We start from the raw sequence: 13,117 nt of genomic DNA, 5'->3' as shown, positions 1-13,117 counted from the left end.
GACATAATGGATTTTCCTACCATAGCTGACTTTGTTGGCAAAACACCCTTGGTGCGCCTACAGCGTTTGGGCACTCATACGACCAACACCATTCTTCTAAAGCTTGAAGGCAATAACCCCGCTGGTTCTGTAAAAGACCGTCCGGCTTTAAGCATGATTCGTCGTGCTCAAGACAGAGGAGACATCAAGCCCGGTGATACATTAATAGAAGCCACAAGTGGCAACACGGGCATTGCCTTGGCCATGGCATCGGCCATTATGGGTTACAACATGGTGCTAATCATGCCTGATAATCTGAGCATGGAGCGTCGCTGGGCCATGGAAGCCTATGGGGCTGAACTTATATTAGTGACAAAAGAGCAAGGCATGGAATACGCTCGAGATTTGGCATTACAAATGCAAAGTGAAGGCAAAGGTATCGTGCTGGATCAATTTGCTAATTTTGATAACCCAATGGCCCATTATGAAGGGACTGGGCCTGAAATCTGGCAAGACACCCAAGGAAAGGTCACGCATTTTGTCAGTGCCATGGGTACAACGGGCACCATAATGGGGACAAGTCGGTTCTTAAAAGAGCAAAATTCCGATATTCAAATTATCGGCTTGCAGCCTCAAGAAGGTGCATCTATCCCAGGTATTCGCCGTTGGCCAACCGCTTATTTACCTAAGATATTCGAAGCATCAAGAGTGGATAGAGTCGTTGATGTTAGCCAGCAAGATGCCGAGCAAACCATGCGAGCACTGGCCACACAAGAAGGTATTTTTTGCGGTGTCAGTTCAGGTGGTTCAGTGGCTGGTGCGTTACAGCTTAATGAGCAAGTAGAAAACGCCATTATAGTGGCGATAATCTGTGATCGTGGGGATCGTTATTTATCCACAGGGGTTTTTAGCGACTAAGCACTATAAAAAGCGCAACAAACGGTGAATTTTACTAAGTATTCTGCCTTTTTGGCTCACTTTCACGTAAAATCCCCCGCAAATTTAAGCATGACCATTTGGGGCCGAAAAGGCCTCAAATCATTTTAGGAATTTGACAGTGGCAATTGTGCGCAACGGTAGAAAATTAGCAAAACGCACACAGCAGACACCAACGCTGGAGCTGAATATTGACAGCTTAAGCCATGAAGCTCATGGCGTGGCTCGTCACGAGGGCAAAGTAGTGTTTGTGCCGGGTGCCTTAGCCAATGAGCACGTCAGGGTGAAACTGCAAAAACAGCAACGCCATTTTAGTCAGGCTCAATTATTACAAGTACTTACTCCCAGTGAAGACCGAGTAACCCCAGAATGTGCTCACTACGAACGATGTGGAGCTTGCCAGCTACAACATCTAAATACATTGGCTCAGTTGCCTTATAAACAAGAAAACCTGAACCAACAATTATTGCGCCAGTTAAAGCTGGCTTCAGTGCCTTGGCAAACACCCATTACCAGTGAAGGTTTTGGGTATCGCCGACGTGCTCGCTTAGGTGTACGCTATCGCAAACAGCACGACGAAGTCATTGTAGGGTTTCGCGAAGAAGCCAACAGCCACTTGGCATCAGTAGAAACATGCTCAGTACTTGAGCCTCAATTAAGCGCTTTAATTAAGCCGATGACAGCTTGCCTAAACTCCTTACAAAGCAAAGGTGTCATTACACAGGCTGAATTAATTGCATGCCAGCAAGGGGCGGTTGTTGTATTAAGGCATATAAAAGCTATTAATAATGATGATCAAAGCCGCTTAAAGCAATTTGCACAGCAACATAATTGTCTGCTGTATCTTGAGGGTAACGAACACATTCAATGTGTATACCCTGAACAAGAACCGGCACTAAGTTATAGCGTTGACGGGTACGAACTTGAATTTCAAGTAAAAGACTTTATACAAGGCAATGGTGCGATAAACCAAGCAATGGTACAAACCGCTGCTAAATGGCTAGATTTAAAACCAAACGAAACCTTATTAGATTTATTTGCCGGAATTGGCAATTTTAGCCTGCCACTGGCTAAGCAGGTAAAGCAACTCTATGCCGTAGAAGGGGTGAAAGAAATGGTGACGCGTATTAATCACAATGCGCAAAAACACCAAATAACAAATATAGAAGCTACGGCATTAAACCTAGCCGATGAAGAATTATTATTCCGCTTACCTAAAGCGGATGCTATTTTGCTCGACCCGCCAAGAACCGGTGCAGCCCCATTAATGCCATGGTTAAGTCAGCAAAAAAGTCGAATATTATATGTGGCGTGTGAGCCTAGCTCATTAGTCAGAGATGCTAAACCGCTGCTAGAAGCGGGTTTTCGGATTGAAAAAATCAGTGTGATGGATATGTTTCCGCAAACGAAACATGTAGAAACCATGGCACTGTTTGTAAAGGATTAAATTATGGTCAAAGTACGTGACGATCATCTGGTAAACGATGGCCAAGTGGATGTAGACGCTTGGATTGCCAGTCTCACAGAGCAAATAGAGATCAGGGACGAAGATCAAATTCGTAAAGCTTGCGACATGGCGCAGACCTTCGAGTCACAAGCCATCGCCAACCACGAACAATGGAATGCGGATATTTCTAGTTTGCAAATAGCAACAGAAATGACTCAAGTACTGGCGGAACTGCATATGGACCAAGCCAGTATTGTGGCTGCCATCTTGTATCGACCTGTACGTGAAGGGCGCATGGCATTGAATTTAGTGGCCCGTCAATTTGGTGAAGAAATTGCCAAGCTAATTGATGGTGTACTGAAAATGGCTGCCATCACGCAAGCCCAAAGCGCATCAAAATTAAAAGTATTAGGCCAAAGCGAAGCGCAAGTGGAACACATGCGTAAAATGCTGGTGGCTATGATTGACGACGTACGCGTCCCGCTTATTAAACTAGCAGAACGTACTAGCGTTATTCGGGCAGTAAAAAACGCCAGTGACGAACGGCGTTTAAAAGTGGCCCGCGAAGTATTTGATATATACGCACCGCTTGCCCACCGCTTAGGTATTGGTCAAATTAAATGGGAACTAGAAGACCTCAGTTTTCGCTACCTAGAACCCGACGCCTATAAAAAAATCGCCAAGCTACTTAGCGAAAAACGCCTAGGTCGTCAGCAATACATCGACAACGTAGTAGAAACCCTTAAAAACGCCATTGAAGGGGCTGGCATTGAATGCGACATACAAGGTCGCGCCAAACACATCTACAGCATATGGCGAAAAATGCAGCGTAAGAATATCGACTTCTCAGAAGTATATGACATTCGTGCTGTGCGAATTTTAGTGCCCGAGCTAAAAGATTGTTACGCCGCACTGGGTATCACACATACCTTTTGGCGACACATCCCCCATGAATTTGACGACTACATCGCCAATCCAAAAGAAAACGGCTACCGCTCGTTACACACAGCAGTAATCGGCCCTGAAAACAAAGTTCTAGAAGTGCAAATTCGCACCTTTGAAATGCACGACGACGCTGAACTGGGGGTATGTGCCCACTGGCTTTATAAAGGCACAGACGTAAACGGTAAAGACGATGGCTACGAAGAAAAAATATCGTGGTTGCGTCAAGTACTAGAATGGCACGATGAATTAGGCGACATTAACGATTTATCTCAGAGTTTACGCCAAGACGTCACCCCTGACCGTGTTTATGTATTTACCCCAGATGGTCACGTAGTAGACCTACAACCTGAATCCACACCAATTGATTTTGCCTACCGTGTACACACTGAAATAGGTCACCGCTGTCGTGGCGCAAAAGTAAACGGACGCATAGTACCACTGACATACAACGTAAAAACTGGCGATCAAATTGAAATCTTAACCTCTCGTGATGCACAACCATCAAGAGACTGGCTTAACCCAGAAAATGGTTACGTTAATACGACTCGTTCTCGTGCAAAAGTGGCCTCGTGGTTTAAAAGCCAAGCCCGTGATCAAAACATCATTGATGGTAAGGGCATACTAGAGCCAGAACTTAAGCGCATTGGCTTTCATAATATTGATTTACAGCAAATTGCGGTAGATATGAACTTCAAAGAAATTGAAGATCTTTACGCCGCCATTGGTGCAGGCACCGTACGTACATCACAAGCCATTCATCATGCACAAAAACAATTGAAGCACGACGATGCCACCGACCATCAATTAAGTTTACTGCCCAGTGTTCCAGCCCAACCTGTGGATGGCAGTGACATCTACATACATGGTGTGGGTAAACTATTAAGTAACATTGCCACCTGCTGTCACCCAGTACCGGGAGACCCAATTGCTGGTTTTATTACTCAAGGCCGTGGGGTGAGCATTCACAAAGCTGACTGCGCAAATTTACTTAATTTAAAACAAAATCAATCGAACCGCATCACCGAAGTTAACTGGGGCAAAACCCCAGAAAAACTCTACCCAGTGGATTTAATGTTAAAAGCTTACGACCGCCGCGGATTATTAAAAGACGTGAGCATGACCCTTGCTTTTGAAGACATAAATATACTGTCCATGAATACAGTCTCCCAACAAGACGGTACAGCAGACTTATTGGTGACGGTTGAAATCGACAGCCTAAGCCATTTGGGTAAACTGCTGAATAGACTGCAACAACTGCCCAATATTATGGACGTTCGTAGACACAACCAATAACAGGGTAAACATGCATCAACTGGACGACTTACTCTACCTAATGGCTCGTTTGCGTGATCCGCAAACGGGCTGTCCGTGGGACTTAAAACAAACCTTTACCAGTATTCTTCCTCATACCTTAGAAGAAGCTTATGAAGTGGCTGACGCCATTGAACAAAACGACTTACCCCACCTAAAAGAAGAGCTAGGAGACTTACTCTTCCAAGTGATTTTTTACAGCCAATTGGGCAAAGAACAAAACGTATTTAACTTTCATGACATTATCGACACACTGGTAACAAAATTGGTGCGTCGCCACCCCCACGTATTTCCAAGTGGGGAACTACGCAGTGAAGCCAATGAAGAACCGCTAAGCGATGAACAAATCAAAGGCCGCTGGGAAGCCACCAAACAACAAGAACGTGCAGAAAAAGCCAAGCAGCTGGCTAAACAAGGCAAAACAGAAGCAACCAGCATTCTAGACGACGTGCCACTGGCGTTCCCTGCTATTCAACGAGCAGAAAAACTACAAAAACGTGCCGCTACAGTGGGATTTGACTGGCCCGAACCAGAACAAGTACTGGATAAAATTGAAGAAGAAATACAAGAACTACGTGAAGCCATGGCCTCAGGTCAACACGCGCAAATAGAAGATGAATTAGGCGATTTATTTTTCGCCATGGTCAACTTAGCCAGACACGTTAAAGTTAAACCTGAAATGGCATTGCGCAGCACGAATAATAAATTTGAGCGTCGCTTTAAATACATTGAAAGCTGCTTAGCCCTACAGAATAAACAACTGCAAGATGCCAGCTTGGATGAAATGGAAACGCTTTGGCAGCAGGCCAAGCAATTAGAGAAGTAGGGTTAATATCATATAGGCTGCTCCCTTTCTATTAGATAATCAGGGCGGGTTTAGGGTCAATGCTGAAATGGTTTTGATGTATGGCTAGCAACCCGCACCCACTTTAAATTCCGCATGTGCGTTTTATAAGTACTCTGAATTCTTGAAATATCCCTTCTCTTTGTACATCTTTGAACGGGGAGCACCCAGCAAGGGCTTCGCTTAACTGGATAAAACCTATGATGGGTTAGCGAGGGGCGAGCGTAACCCATCATAGGTAGGAGCTTTATATGTGAATGGAAAGCAATAATTCCCGCAGTAAAATAACTGTATAGCTAGACAGTATATTTTCAACAATTCAAAGAATCCATGCGTGTTTTTACATTTAAATTTGAAAATAATGCGCGTTTTTACTGGTGCCCTGAATTTAAATCGTGCAATATCAACGACTTATAAAAATTAACCCTGAGATTGCGAGAACCCGCAATTAGGGTAATACCGCGCATGCGCGTTTTTCTTGAGAAGCCGAAACGGAATTTGGTCTACAGCCCAGAAATGGTGAGCCTTCCAGACGATTTTCCTTCAATATTAGAACTGCAAAAACGCGCATGCGCACGATTAAAATGTTAGGCATCTTGTGCCGACATCAGCTAAGCATATAGGAGTTAAGTTTGGCCGCAGCTAGTAATTCTGTCGTTCATTTAACGATGAGATATCAAAAAACTGAGCTTTCAATCGGTTCAGGAGTTATCTATAAGCACGGATCTGACTACTTTATTGTCACAGCTTGGCATAATCTGGCTGGCCGACATTCTGAAACATTAAAGCCATTATCAAAGAAGTTAGCAATTCCTGATAACGTAGTAGTCAATCTTGCCGTTAGCATGCCTTCTTTTGGTATGGTGACTCGCCACCCCATTACAATACCCTTGGTAGATGAAGACAAATCACTTTTTTATATTCATCCTAAAAATCATCCTCGAGTGGATGTAGCGGTTATACCCTTTGATCCTAGTGCAACCTTTTTGTCTGAAATATACCTTTCAACAGGTGAGCATAGAGACATTGATTTTTCCCCTATCATGGAAGTACATGGCGGTGGAACCACTGAAATATGCCCAATACAGAGCTATTTTGTTCCAAACTCTGAAGTGATTGATAAATGGTTTGATAGCGTTGATGTAACTGAGGAGTTATTTATTCCAGGCTATCCGCACAATGTGCAGGACTTTTATTCGCAGCCTGTATGGAAGCGGGCCACAATTGCTTCATCTGTACAGCATGGTTGGAATAAGGAGCCAAAATTTCTCATTGATAGTGCATCAAAAAGCGGGATGTCAGGTTCCCCCGTACTATACTACAACCCTAATGGGCGGGTTCAAATTCGCGGCTCTACATATCAACTCAACCAAGAAGCTGTGATTCTCGCAGGAATCTATGTAGGACGTATAGGGGTTCAGGGAGAGGCGGACCCTCAAATTGGGACGGTATGGAAAAAATCAGTTATAGACGAAATTATAGAAGCAACGCTCTTCGAAAAGCTCCCGTGTGAAATAGAGCTATCGCACGATGAGATGGTTGAGAATATGCAAAGCATATTGGCAACGTGCTCTTTTCAGGGCCTTCAAAATATTAAAAATCCAGAATTGCCATCTAGGCACTATGTTCGCAGATCGTTGATGGAAAAAATATGTGGAAGAGCTAGCCCAGAAAACGCTCTTGCTGCAGTGCTTGACGCAGCAGAAAAATATGACGGCGAATTGGTGCCAGATGAAAATTAAACTAAGAAAATGCCTAACAAATCAAAGCACGCGGATGCAGCAAAGCTGCACCGGTGTTTGAGGCGTTATATTTATTAAGAGAGAAAAATGGAAATATTCCTATCCCCATTCATAATCATCCCTCTAGTACTGCTTTTTGGCTTTTGTGGAATTGTGGCACCAATGCTTTTGCCGCTTTACATAAAAGACGAATATAAAGATCAATTCGAAAGTAAAGCTGAAGTCTTGCAGACACCGTACCTGTACCAATCTAAATGGTTTAAACCTAGAGGCGTACTATTTCAGAGAATGGCTTTAGCAATTTGGATTCCAGCAATTATTATTGCTATTTATTTTTGGTTGTCTGGTGGATTAGATGGCGTTGAAATAAATACACCCAAAATATAACAATGCGCTCAAGCTTAGGACGCAGTAAACTGCGCCGCTTAGCATGAGCGTTATGGCTCAAATTAGTATTATGCGAAAACTATTACTTTTACTGTTTTGTTGCACACCGTTTGTGTACGGAGTAGAAGTGTTTCAGGGTGGTGCTAGTTATAATCTAGCCAGCATCTCCTCAGAAATATCTGAGCAATACGGAATCAAGTTCAAAGTTAATACTGTCTTGGTAGCCTCATTAGATAGAAAAAATGAGTCCTACAAGAAGCAATGGGAGGTGCTTGAGGGTATTAATGCTGAGCAATATCAGCTTATATACGTATCTGCATTGGTGCATGGTGAGACGAATAAACATGGCTATTATACTAAGGCCAAAACTGCAGAAACTTTGCTGTCTGGCGAAGAGTTTTTGGTGCAAATATATTCATCAAGTGGGCAGTTACTTGTGGGTTCAAATAGTATTTTGTCAGCTAAGAATATAATTGAGTATTTACCGCAGCCATAACAAAAAGCTGCACCTGACAATTTTTGCTGCGCTCAATTGTGTATGTCGCGTGGCTCCATTTTACACAATTGCTCTCCACAAAAATCGCAGGTGAGCTTGGCGTTATAAATCATTGATTATGATCTTCCAAAAAGCGCACAGGTTACAACGGCGTTATGCAATTTAAGGGCGAATACTAAATGAACAAATTTGTAGTAATTGGCACAGTAGTTATTTGCTTCATTAGCTATGGTCTATGGCCTTTAGCTGCTTCGTCCTTTCTACTTTTAATTTCAGATGATCCGATAATTGCGTTTTCTAGTGTCGCTCTTTGGAGCGTAGCGGTATTGGTTCAGGTTGTCGCGATGTGGCAAATATTCAAAAGAAATTTGAAGGGCCTGCATTTATTTTTTTCAGTAATCTTTCTCTATGTTGTTCTGTTTACAGGCGATGAAATCATTGTTTACTTCGAAAGCGAGGCAACCACTTTCCCTTTTTTTAGCATTCTAAATAAAGCTGTTTTTCCATTGATCGCAGCATGGGTCTTATATTACAGTGATGCCAAAGACTTTTTTCAACACCACAACAGGGAGTAAGTTATGAGTAAATGTAGTAAATGTGATACCAATATATCGTTTATGTCAGTTTTAAACACACCAAACCCTTTAAAGGTTAAGTGTTCTGGCTGTAAAGAACCTATACACATGGATAAGGTCACTGGCGGTATTGCTGTGTTAATTATATTGGCAATCACTATTCCTGTATTAATTAACTTCTATGGCAGCGAAAACTATTGGTTAATGATTGTCCTACCTGTTGTTGCTGTAGCAGAGGTCACTTACTTCTTGTTAATCAAGTTTGGTATGGTAAAAACCAAAGATGCCTCCTAACCCGTAAGTCGGATACGTAATTACCCTGTAGGTCGATGAGATGGTCTCTCTCCTTGTGTATTTAATGATTTGATACCATAAATACTGGCGTATCGTGACGCCGATTAAAAGGGGAGAGACCATCTCATCGACCTACAGCTACAATTTCCCGTTTAGCAGAGTCTTGTCTATAAGGTGGCCTTTAATGACTAATTTTTTGGCAGAATTTTCAAAAGAATTTTTAGGTGAAACACCGACACAAAAAGATAAGTTGACAATCTTAAGTGTAACTGTGGTATTGCTGGTGGTAATTGTCTATTACAATTCAGCAGAATTATCAGATATTGCGCTTTGGAAGTCGGTTCTATTTTTGATTGTGGCTCTCGACATCATTGCAGGGGCGATTGCTAACTTCACAAAATCCAGCCAAGAATGGTATAAAAATAAACCGAAGAAGAGGGTGATATTCTATTTTGAGCATGTCATTCATATAGGTTTGTTAACTTTAGCGGTAGGACATACATGGTATTGCTTTGGTCTTCTTGTATTTACAATTGTTGCTGGGCTATTTGTGAATTATACGAAGACGTTGAAACAACAAGAGGTTAATGCTGCATCCGTAATTTTAATTGGCATAGTTGTTTTTTATGTGGTTTTTCCTGCTCCCCAAATACTGGTATGGTTGCCATCGATCTTTTTATTGAAGCTTATAATGGGGTTTTCTGTTAGAAGGGATAGATAGCTAAGCTGAATCAAGAAAACCAACGTTCCTAGGCTGGGTAAGTGAGGAACGAACGTTTCCTAACATAAAAGGGGTTAACAAGCGTGAATAACGCTTCGCTTGTGCCAGCCTATATTCTTACCAAAAATTCAGGTTAATCCTTCATCCCTTTATTTACATAAATATCAAACCGATTGGCTTTGCCTTCTTGGCTTAGGCTGGGTTTTTGATTATTCAGAAAAGGGCTTTTACGTGGGCGTTTTACCACTACACGGTATTTTGCTGCGTTTAGGGCAGGAGGGAGGAGTAAATCGGCGTCTTCGTCTTTGCCCACCATGTCGCGGAAAAATTGCATGGATTTTTTCACTTGGGCGTTTTTGCCAGAGTGAGGAAACATAGGGTCTAAACACACCACATCAAATTGTTCTGCTTCACAGGTTTGTAAATATTCAATGCTACTGCCTTTGTGCAGTGTCATGTGTTGGGTGATCTCATGAACCTCTGGGTTTAGCTCAGCGCGCTCTAATGCGTCCTGAAGCAGTGCAGCGACAATCGGGTGTCTTTCTACCATGGTAACTTTACAACCCAGTGCAGCCAGTACAAAGGCGTCTGTGGCGGTGCCTGCTGTGGCATCCAGCACCGAAAGTGCCTTTTTTTGCTTTAGTCCAACCGCTTTGGCAATGGCTTGGCCTGTTCCTCCACCGTGTTGGCGTCGCCAAGTAAGTGCACCGTCGGTAAAGTCGATGGTGAGGTCGCCAACGGATTTATCAAAGGGTTTGCATAGGCTTAAACCGCTTTCATCCAGTTTTAGGATGAATTCGGCTTGATCAGGAATTTTCTTACTTAGTTGAATAGTTAGCTCATCAGCGATGTTTTGTGCTTTTTCGGCTAATTCTACTGTATGACAAACAAGGGTTAACGACATTACACAAACCAGCCCAGAAATACGCCAATAAATAAGAAAGCACCCAAAATTAAGCGATAAATTACAAAGGGTGTCATAGAAAGCTGTTCAATTAGCTTCAAAAATAAATAAATACATACATAAGCACTGATGCAGGACACTAAGGCGCCAATGAAGATTAAACTCCATGGAATTGGGAGAGTGGAGGTTAATAGTTCATAGGCTTTGTAGCTTCCGGCTAATAAAATTAACGGAATAGATAGTAAAAAGCTAAAGCGTGCGGCTGATTGACGGTCGAATCCCATTAACATGGCGGCGGTAATGGTAATACCTGAACGACTGGTGCCGGGGATTAACGCTAACGCTTGAGCGCAACCAATAATAACGGCTTGCTTGAAACTGATTTGGGATAAGGTTTTTGTTAAATCGGGTTTTCTGTCTGCGTACCAAAGTAAAACGCCAAAAACAGTTGTGGTTGTCGCAATCACCAAGGAGTTTCGTAAGTATTCTTCAACGCTGCCGTTTAAACATATTCCTACAATGCCAGCTGGAATGGTGGCTAATACAATGCACCACGCCAGTTTGCCATCCATATTGGGTTTGCCAAGAAACGTTGAGTCGATGAATCCTTTTGTAATATTGACAATATCTTTGCGGAAGTAACTCATTACCGCTAACAACGTACCCACATGGACGGCTACATCAAACGCTAAGCCTTGATCAGGCCAGCCTAGTAACTGCGAGGGTAAAATTAAATGGGCAGAACTGGAAATAGGTAGAAATTCTGTGAGTCCCTGCAATATGGCTAAAATAATTGCTTGCCATAACTCCATGATGAATCCTTAAAATTATTTTTGTTGTTTTTGCTGCTTGATGGTTTTCCAGTGGCTTTGCTCGCGCAAATACACTAACTCAACTTCATCTGGTTGAATAACTTGCTGTTGTTCAAATAGATGAATGGCCTGCGGCAACATGGATGATGCATCCAGAACTTGATCTGAGTTTTGAGAGGTGATCATGGCTTTGAAGTTTGGGTGATATTGTTCAAATAAATTTAGGCCATGTCCACAAGCGTGAAACTCACCTGTTTTTAGGTGCTTTTCTTGTGCTGAAAAGCCAATTGGGCATATGAAGTCAGCTAATTGAGCTTCCATAATTTGGTTTGATGAATTCAACGTGTATTGGCCAACATACAGTTCATTCATTCGTGCATCCATAATTGCGAGTACATTTTCTTGTTGGTCTTGTATCCAAGCCTGTTGCGCCATGGCTTGTAATGTAGATATGCCCATAAGAGGTATGTCGCAGGCGTAGCCAATGCCTTGAGCGGTGGAGGCGGCAATGCGTAAGCCCGTGAATGAGCCTGGGCCTTTACCAAATGCGATGGCATCTAATTGGTTTGGTTTTAAGCCTGCTTGGCTCATGACATCATTTAAAACCGGATATAGTAAGCGGCTATGCATGCGCGGTGCGGCTTCGGTTTTACAGATTAGGTCGCCTGAGGTGTGAAGCGCCACAGAAAAACTATCGCTGGCGGCTTCAATGGCAAGTATATGGGCCATGATGTAACTTCAAATATCAAATTGGGTGGCTATTCTAGCATGAATGAATAGTGTGAAAAATTTCCGGTTTCATTATTTTACACACAAAAAAACCGGTACAAGAGACCTTGAACCGGTTTTCCAGCTATATCAGCGGTTAAATACGAATTACTTCGCTTTTTTCGCTGCTTTACGACGAGGAGCTGCTTTTTTGGCAGGTTTCTTCGCGGCTACTTTTTTAGCCGGTTTTTTCTTAGCTGGCTTCTTTTTAGCAGGCTTTGCTAGTTGCTTAAGCTTGTCAGCGGCTTTTTTAGCAGCGGCTTTGCTTTTCGCTTCTTCTTTTTTCGCACGAGATTTCACTTTAGCAGCGTCTTTCTTCGCACGGGCTTTACGCCATTTTGCTTCATAAGCGGCAAGTGCTTTAGCTAGATCAGCTTCTGCTTTGCCAACCAATGACTCTTCGTAAGCTATTGTGGCTTCTTTAGCAGCAGCAGCGGCGGCAGCAGCTTTCGCTTCTACGTTAGCAGCACTTACCAAAGCTTTAGCTTGGCGAGCACTATCTTTAGCTGCTGCTAGAGTCGCTTTTTGCTTAGCAACTGCAGCGCGAGCAGATACAACTGCTTTTTTAGCAGCAGCGGTTTTAGTTGAAGCGGCTTTTTTGCGCGCAGCAGCTAACTTTTTATTAGCGGCGTCTACTTTCGCTGTGGCAGCTTTAATACCAGCATTCGCTTTATCAACCGCTTTATTGGCTTTAGTGATTGCAGGAGTAACGACGGCAGTAGCTTTTTTCGCTACACGTTTTTTAGCTGCAGTTTTTTTACGACCTCGAGCCATGGTGTTTTCCTTCTTGTTGTGGACGGTGTATCAATAAAAAAATAGCATAAAAAATGTAAGAGCATAGTCTTAAAGAGAAAAATAAATGATTTTTTTGCAAAAAACTACCGTATTTATCATTTATTGGAAATTATGGCGCAAAAAAATGATACTTTTTTGCAAAAATACATTTCTAGACAGAA

14 protein-coding genes are annotated in these 13,117 nt (G+C 42.7%); 10 read left to right on the top strand and 4 right to left on the bottom strand.

Translation table 11 applies throughout. The features are described 5' to 3' along the window. Positions 1-6 precede the first annotated feature (6 nt). The 10 genes from cysM to ABWV45_RS06400 all read left to right on the top strand — a co-directional run bounded on the left by cysM (position 7) and on the right by ABWV45_RS06400 (position 9,677). Positions 7-897 carry a cysteine synthase CysM gene (gene cysM / locus ABWV45_RS06445; protein ID WP_353349851.1) on the top strand — a complete coding sequence of 297 codons (891 nt, stop codon included), beginning with the start codon at positions 7-9 and terminating at the stop codon, positions 895-897. A gap of 139 nt (positions 898-1,036) precedes the next feature. Beyond that, positions 1,037-2,362, top strand: a complete 1,326-nt coding sequence (gene rlmD / locus ABWV45_RS06440; RefSeq protein WP_353349849.1) for a 23S rRNA (uracil(1939)-C(5))-methyltransferase RlmD — start codon at positions 1,037-1,039, stop codon at positions 2,360-2,362. 3 nt (positions 2,363-2,365) lie between these two features. Beyond that, positions 2,366-4,600, top strand: coding sequence for a GTP diphosphokinase (relA, locus tag ABWV45_RS06435; protein WP_353349848.1), 2,235 nt, complete (start codon positions 2,366-2,368; stop codon positions 4,598-4,600). Positions 4,601-4,610: 10 nt separating this feature from the next. Next, the gene (gene mazG, locus ABWV45_RS06430) at positions 4,611-5,444 is read left to right on the top strand and encodes a nucleoside triphosphate pyrophosphohydrolase (RefSeq protein ID WP_353349847.1); all 834 of its coding nucleotides are present in this window, start codon (positions 4,611-4,613) and stop codon (positions 5,442-5,444) included. Between the two features lie 650 nt (positions 5,445-6,094). Beyond that, complete coding sequence (locus ABWV45_RS06425) at positions 6,095-7,204, top strand: S1 family serine peptidase (RefSeq protein ID WP_353349845.1); 1,110 nt, start codon at positions 6,095-6,097, stop codon at positions 7,202-7,204. An 87-nt stretch (positions 7,205-7,291) separates the two neighbouring features. Then, positions 7,292-7,591: a hypothetical protein gene (locus tag ABWV45_RS06420; protein WP_353349844.1), complete on the top strand. Its 300-nt coding sequence runs from the start codon at positions 7,292-7,294 to the stop codon at positions 7,589-7,591. 52 nt (positions 7,592-7,643) lie between these two features. Beyond that, positions 7,644-8,087 carry a hypothetical protein gene (locus ABWV45_RS06415; RefSeq protein WP_353349843.1) on the top strand — a complete coding sequence of 148 codons (444 nt, stop codon included), beginning with the start codon at positions 7,644-7,646 and terminating at the stop codon, positions 8,085-8,087. Between the two features lie 179 nt (positions 8,088-8,266). Next, the gene (locus tag ABWV45_RS06410) at positions 8,267-8,662 is read left to right on the top strand and encodes a hypothetical protein (protein WP_353349842.1); all 396 of its coding nucleotides are present in this window, start codon (positions 8,267-8,269) and stop codon (positions 8,660-8,662) included. A gap of 3 nt (positions 8,663-8,665) precedes the next feature. Then, complete coding sequence (locus ABWV45_RS06405) at positions 8,666-8,956, top strand: hypothetical protein (RefSeq protein ID WP_353349841.1); 291 nt, start codon at positions 8,666-8,668, stop codon at positions 8,954-8,956. A 184-nt stretch (positions 8,957-9,140) separates the two neighbouring features. Then, a complete protein-coding gene (locus tag ABWV45_RS06400) occupies positions 9,141-9,677 on the top strand; it encodes a hypothetical protein (RefSeq protein WP_353349840.1) in 537 nt (178 codons plus the stop codon). 133 nt (positions 9,678-9,810) lie between these two features. Here the strand turns inward: ABWV45_RS06400 and ABWV45_RS06395 are convergent, their stop codons facing one another. The 4 genes from ABWV45_RS06395 to ABWV45_RS06380 form a co-directional block, all read right to left on the bottom strand. Continuing rightward, positions 9,811-10,581 (bottom strand): class I SAM-dependent methyltransferase, encoded by a 771-nt coding sequence (locus tag ABWV45_RS06395; RefSeq protein ID WP_353349838.1) that lies wholly within the window; start codon positions 10,579-10,581, stop codon positions 9,811-9,813. Continuing rightward, entirely contained in the window at positions 10,581-11,393 is an 813-nt protein-coding gene (locus tag ABWV45_RS06390) for an undecaprenyl-diphosphate phosphatase (RefSeq protein WP_353349836.1), read from the bottom strand. The genes ABWV45_RS06395 and ABWV45_RS06390 overlap by 1 nt, the downstream gene beginning before the upstream one ends. Before the next feature lie 15 nt (positions 11,394-11,408). Next, complete coding sequence (tsaB, locus tag ABWV45_RS06385) at positions 11,409-12,122, bottom strand: tRNA (adenosine(37)-N6)-threonylcarbamoyltransferase complex dimerization subunit type 1 TsaB (protein ID WP_353349834.1); 714 nt, start codon at positions 12,120-12,122, stop codon at positions 11,409-11,411. 147 nt (positions 12,123-12,269) lie between these two features. Then, positions 12,270-12,935 carry a hypothetical protein gene (locus ABWV45_RS06380; RefSeq protein ID WP_353349832.1) on the bottom strand — a complete coding sequence of 222 codons (666 nt, stop codon included), beginning with the start codon at positions 12,933-12,935 and terminating at the stop codon, positions 12,270-12,272. Positions 12,936-13,117 lie beyond the last annotated feature (182 nt).

This window comes from Oceaniserpentilla sp. 4NH20-0058 (genome assembly GCF_040371755.1).
Taxonomy (GTDB): Bacteria; Pseudomonadota; Gammaproteobacteria; order Pseudomonadales; family Oceanobacteraceae; genus Bermanella.
This window is presented reverse-complemented; position numbering and strand designations above follow the sequence as displayed.